We start from the raw sequence: 13,528 nt of genomic DNA on the forward strand, positions 1-13,528 counted from the left end.
GGCCGGGCTTGGGCCCGGTCCCGCAAGGCGGCCGTTTCAGCGGCCCTTGGGCCCAGGCCTCAGAGCAGGCCCTTTTCCTTGAAGTACTTCTCGGCGCCCGGATGCAGCGGCGCAGACAGCCCGTTCTTCACCATGTCCGCCGCCTTCAAATTGGCGAACGCGGGGTGCAGCTTCTTGAAGTCGTCGAAGTTGTCGAACACCGCCTTCACCACGGTGTAGACGGTGGCGTCGGGCACGTCGGCCGAGGTGACGAAGGTGGCCGTCACGCCGTAGGTCTTGGTTTCCGTCGGGTTGTTCGGATACAGCCCGGCCGGAATCGACGCGTGGGCGTAGTACGGGTACTTCTCGACCAGCTTGTCCACGGCGGGGCCGGTCAGCGACACGAGCTTGGCGCCGCAGCTGGTGGTGGGGTCCTGGATGTTGGCCGAAGGGTGGCCCACGCCATAGAAGAAGCCGTCGATCTTGCCGTCGCACAGCGCCGAGCCGTGCTCGTCGGGGCGCAGCTCGGACGCCAGCGAGAAATCCTTCAGCGTCCAGCCCATGGTGCTCAGCAATTCCTCCATCGAGGCGCGCGTGCCCGAGCCGGGGTTGCCGACGTTGAAGCGCTTGCCCTTCAGGTCTTCGAAGCTCTTGATATTGGCTTCCTTGCGCGTCACAACCGTGAACGGTTCGGGGTGGATGGAGAACACCGAGCGCAGCTTGGTGTACGGCCCGGCCTGTTTGAACTGGCCTTCGCCCTTGTAGGCGTTGAAGCCCACGTCGGATTGCACCACGCCCAGGTCCAGCTCGCCGGCCTTGATGGTGTTGGCGTTGAAGACCGAGCCTCCGGTCGATTCGACCGAGCAGCGGATGCCGTGGCTGGAACGGTCCTTGTTGACCAGGCGGCAGATCGCGCCGCCGGCGGCATAGTAGACGCCGGTGACGCCGCCCGTGCCGATACTGACGAACTTCTGTTGGGCGGAGGCCGGAGCCGGCGCCGTGGACAGCAAGGCCGTGGCGAGACCCGCGGCTGCGAGCGTCCAGGCGTTGCGATGGCCCAAGGGGTGTTTGACGGACGTGGTCATGCAAACTCCTTTTGGGGTTTTTCCCCGTGATATTGCCGGTCTTGGCCGGCGGTTGGCGCGCCCCGCGAGTCGCTGGGCACCCTGTGCGTATCATCACGAGCCCGCGCCAGGCGGGCGACGCGGCGGATCGACGTCCGCCGCGCTTGCAGGCAAGCAGGCTCTAGGCCCGCGTCTGCGCAATGGCGGCGTCGATGGCGCCGACCAGACGTTCGGTCAACTGGTCCAGCTCATCGTCGGAAATGATGAAGGGCGGGGCGAGCAGCACGTGGTCGCCCTGGCGGCCGTCGATGGTGCCGCCCATCGGGTAGACCATCAGGCCAAGGGCCATGGCCTCGCGTTTGATGCGCGCATGCAGCGACAGCGCCGGGTCGAAGGTCTGCTTGCTGGCGCGGTCCTGCACCAGCTCGACGCCCATGAAGAGGCCCCGGCCGCGGATGTCGCCCACATGCGGATGCGCGCCCAGCGCGCTGTCCAGGCGCTGGCGCAAGCCTGCGCCCTGCGCTTGCACGCGCGCCAGCAGGCCGTCGCGCCGGATCACGTCCTGCACGGCCAGCGATGCGGCGCAGGCGATCGCATGGCCCAGGTAGGTGTGGCCGTGCTGGAAGAAGCCGCTGCCTTGCTGCATGGCGTCCACGATACGCTGCTGAACCATCACCGCGCCGATCGGCTGATAGCCGCCGCCCAGGCCCTTGGCGATGGTGATCAGGTCGGGCCTGATGCCTTCCTGTTCGACCGCGTACAGCGTGCCGGTGCGGCCCATGCCGCACATGACCTCGTCGGCGATCAGCAGCACGCCGTGGCGGTCGCAGACTTCGCGGATACGCCGGAAATAGCCTGGCACCGCCGTGACGGCGCCAGCGGTGGCGCCGACCACGGGCTCGGCCACGAAAGCCATCACCGTGTCCGGACCCAGTCGTTCGAAGGTCTGCTCCAGCTCCTGCGCCAGGCGCTCGCCGTATTGTTCGGGACTTTCGCCCTCGCGCTGGTCGCGGTAGGCGTAGCAGGGCGAGACATGTTCGACTTCGATCAGGAGCGGCGCGAACTGCGCGCGGCGCCAGGCGTTGCCGCCCACCGCCAGCGCGCCCAGCGTGTTGCCGTGATAGCTCTGGCGCCGCGCGACGATGTGGCGGCGTTCCGGCTGGCCGATTTCCACGAAGTACTGCCGCGCCATTTTCAGCGCGGCTTCGACGGCTTCCGATCCGCCCGAGACGAAGTAGGCGTGGGAGATGCCTTCTGGCGCGTCGGCCACCAGCCGCTCTGCCAGTTGCTCGGCGACCTCGGTCGTGAAGAAGCTGGTGTGGGCATAGGCCAGCGCGTCGATCTGCGCGTGCATCGCGGCCTGGACGTCGGGGTGGTTGTGCCCCAGGCAGGAGACCGCCGCGCCGCCCGAACCGTCGAGGTAGGAGCGGCCGGCGCTGTCATAGACCCACACCCCCTGGCCGCGGACCGCGACGGGAGGCGTCTGGCGTAATGAACGATGCATGACATGGGTGTGGCTCATGGGGCAATTCCGCAATGCAAGAGGTTGAAGGCGAATCCGGGCGGGGTATCAGGCGGGGCGGCGCGGCGGGGCGCTGCTCCAGTAGACGTTGTCGTTGAGCAGGCGTTGTTCCACTTCGGTCAGGCGGTTCAGCACTTCGTCGCCGCCGCGCGCGGTCAGACGCGCGATCAGATGCTCGGCCAGCCCGAGCAGCCCAGCGGTGGTGTGGAAGAACGAACCGGGACCTTGGCGCGCCGGGCGGGCCCGCACGCCTTCGCGGTCGGGCGGCGCGAAGCGCAGGGTATGGCGGGCGTCGACGGCAAGCGGCGACAAGGGATCATCAGTCAGCGCGATCAGCGCCACGCCGCGCTGCGCGGCCTGGCGGGCCAGCTGTACGGTGGCGGTGGGATAGGGCGCTTGCGAAATCACGATCAGCGCATCGCCCGTCCCCAGGTTGTCGGCCTGCTCGGCGGGCGCGCCGCCCAGGCCGTCTATGAGCATGCTGTTGCGCCGCACCAACTGGTAGGCGTAACGCATCTGGAAGGCAATGCCGAAGGCCGAGCGGGTGCCCAGGAAGCCGACCTGCCTGGCCTCCAGCAGGGTCTGCACCGCGGCGTCGAAGGCAGAGGGCGGATTCAGTGCGCAGACGGAGCTCATGGCCTGGATCTGGTAGTCGGTCAGCACATCGTGCCCGGGCGCGGCGGGTTCGCCCGCTGCGGCCTGCAAGGCGGCGGCGCGGTCGCGCAGCCCCGGCGTGGCTTGTCCCGCCAAGGCCTGCTGGAAGGGCAGGCGGAAGTCTTCGTAGCTGGAAAAGCCAACGGCGCGCGCCAGCCGCAGCATCGTCGCCGGCGCCACGCCCAGGGTCTGCGCCTGGCGCCGCATGGACCACAGGCCGACCTCGGCGGGATGCGCCACGACCCAGTGCGCCGCCCGCTGTAGTTCCGGGGGCAACTGTTCCAGTTTTTCCTGAAGGGTCAGGAGGAGGTCGGACGGCAAGGACATGTACGGCAGCAGGTTTCATAAAAAACAGATGATAAATCTGTGGTTAATAAAAAAACATATGTTTTTATAAGGATTTTCACCTAGAACGCAGGGGCGGGCAAAAGAAGCGTCACGCAGGCAATTCCATGAAATCCGCTGTTATCCTCCGCAAATCAGCGGTTATTTACTTACATCATGCAACGGGATTTTTGTTTGACGGGAATGAATCGTGCGCATATCATTCGTGTAGAAATTAATTTGACCGAACCTTCTTTTTCCCATGACTGACGCCGCGAAATCCGATCCCTCACAGCAATACGATTTGCGCATCTTGCGGGCGCTGCGCCGCATCACGCGTTCGATCGCCTTGCATTCGCGCCAGCTGTCCGCCGTCAGCCACATCACGGCGCCGCAGCTGATGTGCCTGCGCACGGTCATGGCCAACGGGCCGATGACGGCAACCGCCATCAGCCGCGAAATGCACGTCAGTCCCAGTACCGTGGTCGGGATCCTGGATCGCCTGGAAGACAAGGGCCTGATCCGCCGCGAACGCGGCCGCGAAGACCGCCGCATCGTATTCGTCACGGCCACCGACGCGGGCCGCGACCTGGCGCAAGGCGCGCCGTCGCCGTTGCAAAAGCACCTGGCCGACGCGCTCAACGCCTTGCCCGAACTTGAACAGGCCACCATCACGCTGTCCCTGGAGCGCATCGTGGCGCTCATGGAACAGGACGGCCAGGCCGCCGTCGAGACGCATGGCGATGTGTCGTCGCCCATCCTTGAAGTGCCCACGGGCGGGGCACCCCCTGAATCGGGAATCGTTGCATGAAGAAAAACGAACTGGATACCCCAACCCTCTCAAGTGCCGTGGCGCCGGCGGTCAGCGCGCAGACCCATACCATGCGTCTGCCCGACCGCAAAGACGGCGCCGCCATCCACCGCCTCATTTCCGAGTGCCCGCCGCTCGACCTGAATTCCCTCTACGCGTACCTGCTCCTCGCTGAGCACTTCCGCGACACCTGCGTCCTGGCCGAAAGCGCCGGCGGACGCATCGACGGTTTTATCTCCGCATACGTGATCCCGGACCGGCCCGACACCTTGTTTGTCTGGCAGGTCGCGGTGCACACCCGCGCACGCGGCCATCGACTGGGCCGCGCCATGCTACGCGAGCTCTTGCGCCGCAAGGGACTCGAGCATGTCCGCTATCTCGAAACCACGGTGGGGCCTGACAACCAGGCATCGCGCCGCAGCTTTGCCGGCCTGGCCGGCGAACTCGGCGCCCACGTCTCCGAACAGCCGTTCTTCGACCGGCAACTGTTCGGCGGCGCGGACCATGACGACGAGATGTTGTTGAGGATAGGTCCGTTCGCCTTGCCGGCCCCCTAGGGGCGGCGCAAGCCCAGCGGTCTTATCGAATACCGGGATGGTTGGCCGATCCGGATGCGTCCGCGCACCCGGAAGGGCTCTGGCCGTCCGTCCACTTATGAGATGAAAGGGAGGATTAATCATGGACTTGAAGATCTTTGACCGGATGGAGTCGGAGGTACGGGGCTACATCCGGTCGTTCCCCGTGATATTCAGCCAGGCCAGGGGCTCGACCCTGATCGATGAGGACGGCACCGAATACATCGATTTCTTCAGCGGCGCCGGCACGCTGAACTATGGCCACAACAATCCTGTTCTCAAGGAAAAGCTGCTGGAGTACGTCCAGTCGGACGGCGTGGTGCATGGCCTGGACATGGCCACCAGCGCGAAGAAGCGTTTCCTGGAGACGGTGGACCGCGTGCTGCTCAAGCCGCGCAACTGGCAATACACCTTGCAGTTCACCGGCCCGACCGGCACCAACGCGGTGGAAGCCGCGCTGAAGATCGCGCGCCAGGTGAAGGGGCGTCCCAACGTCATCTCGTTCACCCATGGCTTTCACGGCGTGAGCGGCGGTTCGCTGGCGGTGACGGCCAACATGAAGTTCCGCGAGGCGTCCGGCTATGCCCTGGGCAACACCACCTTCATGCCCTACGACGGCTACTTCGGTCCGGACGTGGACACCATGGCCTACCTGGAGCGCATGCTGGAAGATCCCAGCAGCGGCATGGACAAGCCCGCCGCCGTCATCGTGGAAACGGTGCAGGGCGAAGGCGGCGTCAACGTGGCGACCCTGCGCTGGCTGAAGGAACTGGAAAAGCTGTGCAAGCGCCACGACATGCTGCTGATCGTGGACGACATCCAGGTCGGCTGCGGCCGCACCGGCACTTTCTTCAGCTTCGAGGCTGCCGGCATCCGCCCCGACATCATTACCCTGTCGAAGTCGCTGTCCGGCTTCGGCCTGCCGATGTCGCTGGTGCTGATGAAGCCCGAGCTGGACGTCTGGAAGCCGGGCGCTCATAGCGGCACCTTCCGCGGCAACAACCTGGCTTTCGTCACCGCGACCCAGGCGTTGGAAACCTATTGGGCCAATACCGCCTTCACCGCCGAGATCCAGCGCAAGGAGCGTCAGGTGCGCGACTGGCTGGAGAACCTGGTGCATAGCTATCCCAACGCCGGCCTGTCGGCGCGCGGCCGCGGCCTGATCCAGGGGCTGGTGTGCAACGCCACGCCCGCGCTGGCCAACCGCATCGCGCAGAACGCCTTCAAGAAGGGCGTCGTGATCGAGACCTCGGGCGCGCAGGACGAAGTGCTGAAGCTGCTGCCCGCCCTGACCATCGAGGAAGAACTGCTGAGCAAGGGCCTGGACGTGATCGAAGCCAGCGTCGCGGAAGCGCTCGCCGAAGAAGGGCAGTCCGCCCGCATCCTGAAATTTGGAGGAAAACGTCAATGATCGTACGCAATGTCAAAGATGTGATCGGCACCGCCGACGAAGTCCGCACCGACACCTGGGTCAGCCGCCGCGTGCTGCTGAAGAAGGACGGCATGGGCTTCTCCTTTCACGAGACCACCATCTTCCCGGGCGGCCGCACCCACATCCACTACAAGAACCATCTTGAAGCGGTGTGGTGCATTGAAGGCGACGGCTCCATCGAGACCATCGCCGACGGCAAGAAGTACGACCTGGGACCCGGCGTGGTCTACGCCCTGAACGAAAACGACGAGCACTGGCTGTGCGGCGGCAAGGAGCCGCTGCGCGTCATCTGCGTCTTCAACCCGCCGCTGACCGGCCAGGAAGTGCACGACAAGGAAGGCGTCTACGCCTTGCCCGAGGCCGAGGCCCAAGCGGCCTGACATACATACAAGGAGGTTCGCATGATCTCACCTGCACAGGATCCGTACGCCTCCCGTACGGATCGAAGTTCCGCCATCATTGCCCGCCAGGATCCGGTGGTCTATGAAAACGGCCAGTACGCCAGCGCATTGAATGCCGGCCAGGTCGAGCAATACGAGCGCGACGGTTTCATCCTGCTGGAGAACCTGTTCTCCGACGATGAAATCCGCGCCTTATCCACCGAGGTCGAGCGCATGACGCGCGACCCCTCGATCGTCCGCCGCGAAGAGTCCATCACCGAGCCCGGCAGCAATGCGGTGCGCTCGATCTTCATGGTGCACGTGCTCAACCCCATCCTGTCGCGCCTGGTGCGCGATCCGCGGCTGGTCAATGTAGCGCGGCAGATCCTGGGCTCCGAGGTGTACATCCACCAGTCGCGCGCCAACATGAAGCCGGGCTTCAAGGGCAAGGAGTTCTACTGGCACTCCGACTTCGAGACCTGGCACGTCGAAGACGGCATGCCGGCGATGCGCGCCCTCAGTTGCTCGGTGCTGCTGACCGACAACAATGAGTGCAACGGCCCTCTGATGTTGGTGCCCGGTTCGCATCGGCAGTTCATTTCGTGCGTGGGTGAAACGCCGAATGATCATTACAAGCAGTCGCTGAAGAAGCAGGAATACGGCGTGCCGGATCCGGTCAGCCTGCAACTGCTGGTGGAGCAGGGTGGCATCCGCTCCATGACGGCCAAGGCCGGCTCGGTGGTGTTCTTCGACTGCAACACGATGCACGGCTCGAACAGCAATATCTCACCCTGGCCGCGCGCCAACGTGTTCATGGTCTACAACAGCATGGACAACACCTTGAACCCGCCCAAGTACGGGCTGACGCCGCGTCCCGAGCACATCGCGACGCGCAAGGGATTCAAGGCAGTCACGCCGCTGGATACCCTGAAGCTGGTCGGGGGCTGAACCCCCTGTGTAAATGCCCAGGCGCTGCCTGGGCATTTTCTTGTGGGCCTCTGCTATTCTCTGCGCACTCCGCTACATTGAGATCTCGCACGCCATGTCCGCCCGCATCCTCAGCCTGCACATCTACCCGGTCAAATCCTGCGCGGGCATCGCGCTGGACGAATCGCCCATCGACCGCGCGGGGCTGTCCCATGACCGCCGCTGGATGCTGATCGGCGCCGATGACCAGTTCATGACGCAGCGGCAATGGCCCGCGATGGCGCTGATCCGCACGGCGCTTACGGCAGATACGTTGCGCCTGTCCGCGCCGGGCATGCCCGATCTGGACGTGGCCCTGGACGGCTCGGGACTCGAGCCAGAGGCGCAGTCCGTGGCCGTCTGGAGCGATACCACTTCCGGCCGGCGCGAAAGCGCGGCGGCTGGGCTGTGGTTTTCCGATTTCCTCAAGACGCCGTGCCGCCTGTACAAGGTGGATGCGGCCGCGCAACGCAATGCCAAGCCGGATTGGGTGTCGCGCTGGCTGGACGCGCATCCCGACCTGGCGGAACCGTTCGCGGGCCAGCACTGTTTCGGCTTTGCCGATGGCTTTCCGTTGCTGGTGGCCAACCAGGCCTCGCTGGACGATCTGAATGCCCGCCTGCTGGCCAAGGGCGTGGCGCCGGTGCCGATGGACCGGTTCCGCCCCAATATCGTCGTGCAGGGCGAATGGGAAGCCTTCGAGGAAGACCACACCGCCATGATCGAGGCTGCAGGGGTGAAGATGGCTTTCGTCAAGCCTTGCACCCGTTGCTCGATTCCCGATATCGACCAGAATACCGCCCAGCAATACGAAGAACCCGGCCGCACGCTGGCGGGCTACCGCAATCTGGAGATCGGCGTGGTGTTCGGCCAGAACGCCATCCTCGACGCGCCCGCAGGCGCGTGCCTGAAGGTGGGCGACGAGGTCGGAATCGAACTGGATTTCTGATCCCGCGCCCCGGCGCCCGCCGCCGGGGCCTCAGGCCGAGGACAGCTTCAGGCCTACCAGGCCGAGCACGATGAGGGCCACGCTGGCGATGCGCATCCAGCTGGTGGACTCGCCGAACAGCACGATGCCGGCCACGAAGGCGCCGATCGTGCCTATGCCCACCCATACCGCGTAGGCGGTGCCCAGCGGCAGGGATTTCATCGCCACCGCCAGCAGCCAGACGCTGATGGCCATGCCTCCGGCCGTGATGGCGGAAGGCCAGAAGCGGGTGAATCCGTGGGTATATTTCAGGCCTACGGCCCAGACGATTTCAAACAGGCCTGCGAGTACCAGGATGATCCAGGTCATTACGACTCCTACGCTTGTGTTGCCGGCTTGCCGCCGGCGCGAGGGGCCGTCCCCAGTATCAAACGCACCGGCCGTCCGGCCGCGCGCGGCAACGGGCCGTCCCGCTGCGGCAAAAATTATAGAATACCGGGTTCATACGGCAAAACCGGGTGCCGGGCATCACTCTTGCAACACTTCGCGTTCCGGGCCGCGAAACCAGGATATTTATCATGCAACGCATCATGCTGCGGGCAAAACTGCACCGCGTCACGGTCACCGAAGCCGACCTCCACTACGAGGGCTCTTGCGGCATCGACGAAGACTTGCTGGACGCTGCCGGCATGCGCGAGTTCGAACGCATCGAGCTCTACAACGTCACCAACGGTGAACGTTTCGACACCTACATCATCAAGGCGGCCCGCGGCAGCGGCGCCATCTCCTTGAACGGCGCCGCCGCGCGCCGCGCCCAGGTCGGCGACCTGATGATCATCTGCACCTACGGCCCCATGTCCGAGGCCGACTCGGCCACGCACAAGCCGCTGGTGGTGCTGGTGGACGACGCCAACCGCGTCAAGGAAATCCGCAAGTTCCCGGCCTGAGGCCGGGCCGGGTGGAGCGCCTCGCGAACGAGGCGCTCCGCTAACACCCTGAACCGTTTCATCATGAGCTTCCAGGTCATCATCCAACCCAGCCAGCACCAATTCCCCGTCGAACCCGGCCAGACCGTGCTCGATGCCGCGCTGGCCGCTGGCATCGTCCTGCCCTACAGCTGTCGCAACGGCGCCTGCTCGACCTGCAAGGGCCGCGTGGTGTCCGGGGAGTTCGACGCGGGGCAGTACCCCGCACAGATTCTTTCGCCCGAGGAGCTGGCCGACGGCTACACGCTGTTCTGCCAGGCCCGGCCTGAATCCGACATGGTGGTCGAATCCACCGAAGTCCGCCTGGCCAGCGACATCCAGATCCGCAAGCTGCCGTCGCGCGTGCAGACGCTGGAACGCGTGGCCCCGGACGTCACGGTGATCAAGCTGCAGCTGCCGGCGTCCGAGCAGTTCCGCTACTACGCCGGCCAGTACATCGAAGTCATCCTGAAGGACGGCCGCCGGCGCAGCTATTCGATGGCCGGCGCGCCGCATACCGGCAGCCCCCTCGAACTGCACATCCGCCACATGCCCGGCGGCGTGTTCACCGACCACGTGTTCGGCGCCGGCGACACGCAGATGAAAGAGCGCGAAATCCTGCGCCTGGAAGGGCCGTTCGGCTCCTTTTTCCTGCGCGAGGACAGCGACAAGCCCGTCGTGCTCCTGGCCAGCGGCACGGGCTTCGCCCCGGTCAAGGCCATCGTCGAGCATATGATCCACCACAGCATCAAGCGCCCCGTGGCCCTGTATTGGGGTGGACGCCGTCCGCACGACCTCTACATGGACGCGCTGGCGCAGTCGTGGGCGGGCATGCTGTCCGATTTTCGCTATGTGCCCGTGGTGTCCAATGCCTTGCAGGAAGACGGTTGGACGGGGCGCACCGGCTTCGTCCACGAAGCCGTCATGCAGGACATCGCGGACCTGTCGGGCCATCAGGTCTACGCCTGCGGCACGCCGCTGATGGTGGACGCCGCAAGGCGCGAATTCAGCGCTCAGAACGGACTGCCGGCGGACGAGTTCTACGCCGACGCCTTCACCTCCGAAGCGGACCTGGCCCGGGCCGCGCCCTAGTGTTGAGTAACAGGGCATGAGCGAGCAGGGGGGGAACGAACGGGCCTGGAAAGGTTTGTGACTTCCGCCCCTTTTTATTCCGTAGGCGCGGGCAAAGCGCCAGGGTAAACTGCCGTGGCAGCAGCTTGCCATGGATCGTGGACATAGGGTCGGCGATCCGAGTTGGCACGCAAGGAGCAATGCGGGCATGAAAGTAGCGGTATTGGGTGGCGGCATCATCGGAATCTCCAGCGCCTGGTGGCTGAACCAGGCCGGCCATGACGTCGTGGTCATAGATCGCTGCACCGGTCCCGCCCAGGAAACCAGCCTGGCCAATGGCGCCCAGATCTCGGTTTCCTATGCCGAACCCTGGGCCAACCCGCAAGCCCCGTTCAAGTTGCTCAAATGGATGTTCCAGGATGACGCCCCGCTGCTGTTCCGTCCGCAGCTGGACTGGCGGCAATGGATGTGGGGACTGTCGTTCCTGCGCGAGTGCCTGCCCAGCCGCCTGGCTCCCAATATCCGCGCCATGGTCCGCATGGCGGAATACAGCCGTGCGACCCTGCGCGGCATGCGCGCGGAACTCGGCATCCAGTACGACCACCTGGAACGCGGCATCCTGAATTTCTACCGCGATCCGCACGAATTTGAAAGCTCGCAGCGCGCCGCCGGCCTCATGCGCGATTTCGGCGTGGAGCGCCGCGTGGTCTCGGCCGACGAAGTCATCGCCATCGAGCCCGCGCTGGCGCCGCATCGCCAGACCATCGTCGGCGGCGATTACACGCCCGAGGACGAAAGCGGCGACGTGCACCTGTTCACCGTGGCGCTGGCCGAGCATTGCGCCCGGGCCGGCGTCGAATTCCGCTACAGCACGCGCGCCACGCGCCTGCTGACCGAGGGCGGCACGGTGCAAAGCATCGAAATCATCGAACCCGACGGCCGCTACGGCGTCGTGTCGGCCGATGCCTACGTCGTGGCGATGGGCAGTTTCAGTCCCTATCTGCTGCGGCCGCTGGGCGTGCCTTGCAATGTCTATCCGGCCAAGGGCTATTCCGCGACGTTCCCGGTCATCAAGCCGGACGCCACGCCTACGGTCAGCCTGACGGACAGCAGCCACAAGGTTGTTTTCTCGCGCCTGGGCGACCGGCTGCGCATGGCCGGAACCGCGGAGCTGTCGGGCTATTCCCGCAGCCTGAACACCGGCCGCTGCGAAGCCATGACCCGGCTGGCGCGCGAACTTTTTCCCGATGCGCTCGATTTCGAACGCGTCAGTTACTGGTCGGGCTTGCGCCCCTCCACTCCCTCAAACGTGCCCATCATCGGCCGCAGCCGTATTCCCAACCTGTACGTCAATACAGGACACGGTACGCTCGGTTGGACGATGGGCGTTGGCTCGGGCCGGGCATTGGCCGATCTGCTCAGCGGACGGCAGCCGGAACCGGAGTTTCCTTTTCTTGGTCTGTGAACCCATGAAGAATCTGCAATTGGCGGGCGTTGCCCGCGCGATGTTCGCCAGCCGGCGCGCATGGTTGTTCGGCGCCGCCATGGCGATGGCCGGCGCGGCGAATGCCGCCGCGGTCGACATCCAGGTCTGGCACACGCTGACCGACGCAAACAAGGCCGAGTTCGAAAAGCTCGCCAAGCAATACAACAAGGAGCAGGACCAGGTCCGCGTGACGCTGCGCGGCTTCGCCTCGCCCAGCGCGCTGGAACAGGAAGCCGTCTCGGCGGTGAAGGCCAAGAAGGGCCCGAACCTGCTGCAGCTGACCGACAATCATTCGCCTGAAGTCGTCGCCCAGCACAAGGCCGTGCTGCCGCTGTACGAACTGCTGGCCAAGTACCCGATCAAGGACCTGAACTGGTTCGTGCCGGCCACCAGCAGCTTCACGCGCGACAGCAAGGGCCGCCTGCTGGCCTTCCCCTGGATGGCCGAAGTGCCGGTGATGTTCTACAACACCGCCGCCTACAAGAAGGCCGGCCTGGATCCCAACAAGCCCGCGCGCACCTGGACCGCCCTGCAAGGCGAACTGCTGAAATTGCGCGACGTGGCCGACATCGACTGCCCCTACGCCTCCAGCGACCAGGTCACGGTCCACCTGGAGAACCTGGCGCCGATCAACAACCAGCAGTTCACCAGCAACAACAACGGGCTGGACGCGGTCACCAAGAAGTCGGCCGCGCCCGCCATGCAGTTCGACACGCTGTACATGCGCCATATCTCGCTGATGGTGAGCTGGAAGCGTTCGCTGCTGTTCATGGCGCATTCGGGCGACAATGCCAGCGACAAGCTGTTCGCCAAGGGCGAATGCGCCGTGCTGACGGCCAACACCGGCGCGTTCGGCCAGTTCCTTAACACCAAGTCGCTGTCCTTCGGCGTGGCGCCGCTGCCTTACTACGACCAGGTGACCAAGGACGGCGGCAAGCCGTTCGTGAGCGGTTCGGCGCTGTGGGCGCTGGAAGGCCATCCCCAGGCCGAGGAAAAGGCCACGGCGCAGTTCCTGGCCTGGCTGTCCAAACCCGTCATCGCGGCGGAATGGCATCAGCGCACCGGCTACCTGCCGCTGACCGAAGCCGCTTTCCGCGCGTCGGACGTGTCGTTCTATGAGCGCATTCCGGGCGTCCAGGCGCTGATTGCTTCAATGCGCGCCAACCCCACGGCGAATAGCCGCGGTTTCCGCATGGCCAACTACGAGCGCATCGAGCCTGTGCTGAACCAGCAGCTCAATGAAGCCTTCGAAGGCAAGGTGCCGCCGGTCGCGGCGCTGAACAACGCCGCCACGCAAGCGCGCAGCATCGCGGCGCAACGCTGATCCAGGCGGCGGCGCATACGTCGCCGCCTCCTGACGCAAGCCCGGTC

Annotated in this window: 14 protein-coding genes; 10 read left to right on the forward strand and 4 right to left on the reverse strand. The window is 65.2% G+C overall.

The genetic code is table 11. From position 1 onward, the window contains the following. Window positions 1–59 precede the first annotated feature (59 nt). From AC6LKD_RS21210 to AC6LKD_RS21220, 3 genes are all read right to left on the reverse strand, one after another. On the reverse strand, window positions 60–1,064 hold the full coding sequence (locus tag AC6LKD_RS21210; protein WP_498117369.1) for a TAXI family TRAP transporter solute-binding subunit: 1,005 nt from the start codon (window positions 1,062–1,064) through the stop codon (window positions 60–62). 160 nt (window positions 1,065–1,224) lie between these two features. Beyond that, window positions 1,225–2,565, reverse strand: coding sequence for an aspartate aminotransferase family protein (locus AC6LKD_RS21215; protein ID WP_498117370.1), 1,341 nt, complete (start codon window positions 2,563–2,565; stop codon window positions 1,225–1,227). Window positions 2,566–2,613: 48 nt separating this feature from the next. Then, window positions 2,614–3,546 carry a MurR/RpiR family transcriptional regulator gene (locus AC6LKD_RS21220; RefSeq protein ID WP_207471312.1) on the reverse strand — a complete coding sequence of 311 codons (933 nt, stop codon included), beginning with the start codon at window positions 3,544–3,546 and terminating at the stop codon, window positions 2,614–2,616. 259 nt (window positions 3,547–3,805) lie between these two features. On the opposite strand from AC6LKD_RS21220, the gene AC6LKD_RS21225 reads away from it, so the two are divergent. From AC6LKD_RS21225 to AC6LKD_RS21250, 6 genes are all read left to right on the forward strand, one after another. After that, window positions 3,806–4,354: a MarR family winged helix-turn-helix transcriptional regulator gene (locus tag AC6LKD_RS21225; protein ID WP_013392796.1), complete on the forward strand. Its 549-nt coding sequence runs from the start codon at window positions 3,806–3,808 to the stop codon at window positions 4,352–4,354. Next, entirely contained in the window at window positions 4,351–4,911 is a 561-nt protein-coding gene (ectA, locus tag AC6LKD_RS21230) for a diaminobutyrate acetyltransferase (protein WP_042792828.1), read from the forward strand. Before AC6LKD_RS21225 ends, ectA begins: the two co-directional genes overlap by 4 nt. A gap of 121 nt (window positions 4,912–5,032) precedes the next feature. Further along, window positions 5,033–6,340 (forward strand): diaminobutyrate--2-oxoglutarate transaminase, encoded by a 1,308-nt coding sequence (gene ectB, locus AC6LKD_RS21235; RefSeq protein WP_013392798.1) that lies wholly within the window; start codon window positions 5,033–5,035, stop codon window positions 6,338–6,340. Continuing rightward, a complete protein-coding gene (locus AC6LKD_RS21240) occupies window positions 6,337–6,741 on the forward strand; it encodes an ectoine synthase (protein WP_013392799.1) in 405 nt (134 codons plus the stop codon). Before ectB ends, AC6LKD_RS21240 begins: the two co-directional genes overlap by 4 nt. 21 nt (window positions 6,742–6,762) lie before the next feature. Next, window positions 6,763–7,689, forward strand: a complete 927-nt coding sequence (thpD, locus tag AC6LKD_RS21245; RefSeq protein ID WP_013392800.1) for an ectoine hydroxylase — start codon at window positions 6,763–6,765, stop codon at window positions 7,687–7,689. Window positions 7,690–7,783: 94 nt separating this feature from the next. Next, window positions 7,784–8,656, forward strand: coding sequence for an MOSC domain-containing protein (locus AC6LKD_RS21250; RefSeq protein WP_498117371.1), 873 nt, complete (start codon window positions 7,784–7,786; stop codon window positions 8,654–8,656). Between the two features lie 30 nt (window positions 8,657–8,686). Here AC6LKD_RS21250 and sugE read toward each other — a convergent pair whose 3' ends face one another. Beyond that, on the reverse strand, window positions 8,687–9,004 hold the full coding sequence (gene sugE, locus AC6LKD_RS21255) for a quaternary ammonium compound efflux SMR transporter SugE (protein ID WP_013392803.1): 318 nt from the start codon (window positions 9,002–9,004) through the stop codon (window positions 8,687–8,689). A gap of 209 nt (window positions 9,005–9,213) precedes the next feature. Between sugE and panD the strand changes: the two genes are divergently transcribed. The 4 genes from panD (at window position 9,214) to AC6LKD_RS21275 (ending at window position 13,481) form a co-directional block, all read left to right on the forward strand. Beyond that, complete coding sequence (panD, locus tag AC6LKD_RS21260; RefSeq protein ID WP_013392804.1) at window positions 9,214–9,582, forward strand: aspartate 1-decarboxylase; 369 nt, start codon at window positions 9,214–9,216, stop codon at window positions 9,580–9,582. A 63-nt stretch (window positions 9,583–9,645) separates the two neighbouring features. Continuing rightward, window positions 9,646–10,692, forward strand: coding sequence for a CDP-6-deoxy-delta-3,4-glucoseen reductase (locus tag AC6LKD_RS21265; protein ID WP_498117372.1), 1,047 nt, complete (start codon window positions 9,646–9,648; stop codon window positions 10,690–10,692). 187 nt (window positions 10,693–10,879) lie between these two features. Then, entirely contained in the window at window positions 10,880–12,136 is a 1,257-nt protein-coding gene (locus tag AC6LKD_RS21270) for a D-amino acid dehydrogenase (protein ID WP_498117373.1), read from the forward strand. 4 nt (window positions 12,137–12,140) lie between these two features. Continuing rightward, on the forward strand, window positions 12,141–13,481 hold the full coding sequence (locus tag AC6LKD_RS21275; RefSeq protein ID WP_207471301.1) for an extracellular solute-binding protein: 1,341 nt from the start codon (window positions 12,141–12,143) through the stop codon (window positions 13,479–13,481). Window positions 13,482–13,528 lie beyond the last annotated feature (47 nt).

Source organism: Achromobacter sp. D7-1 (assembly GCF_059760445.1).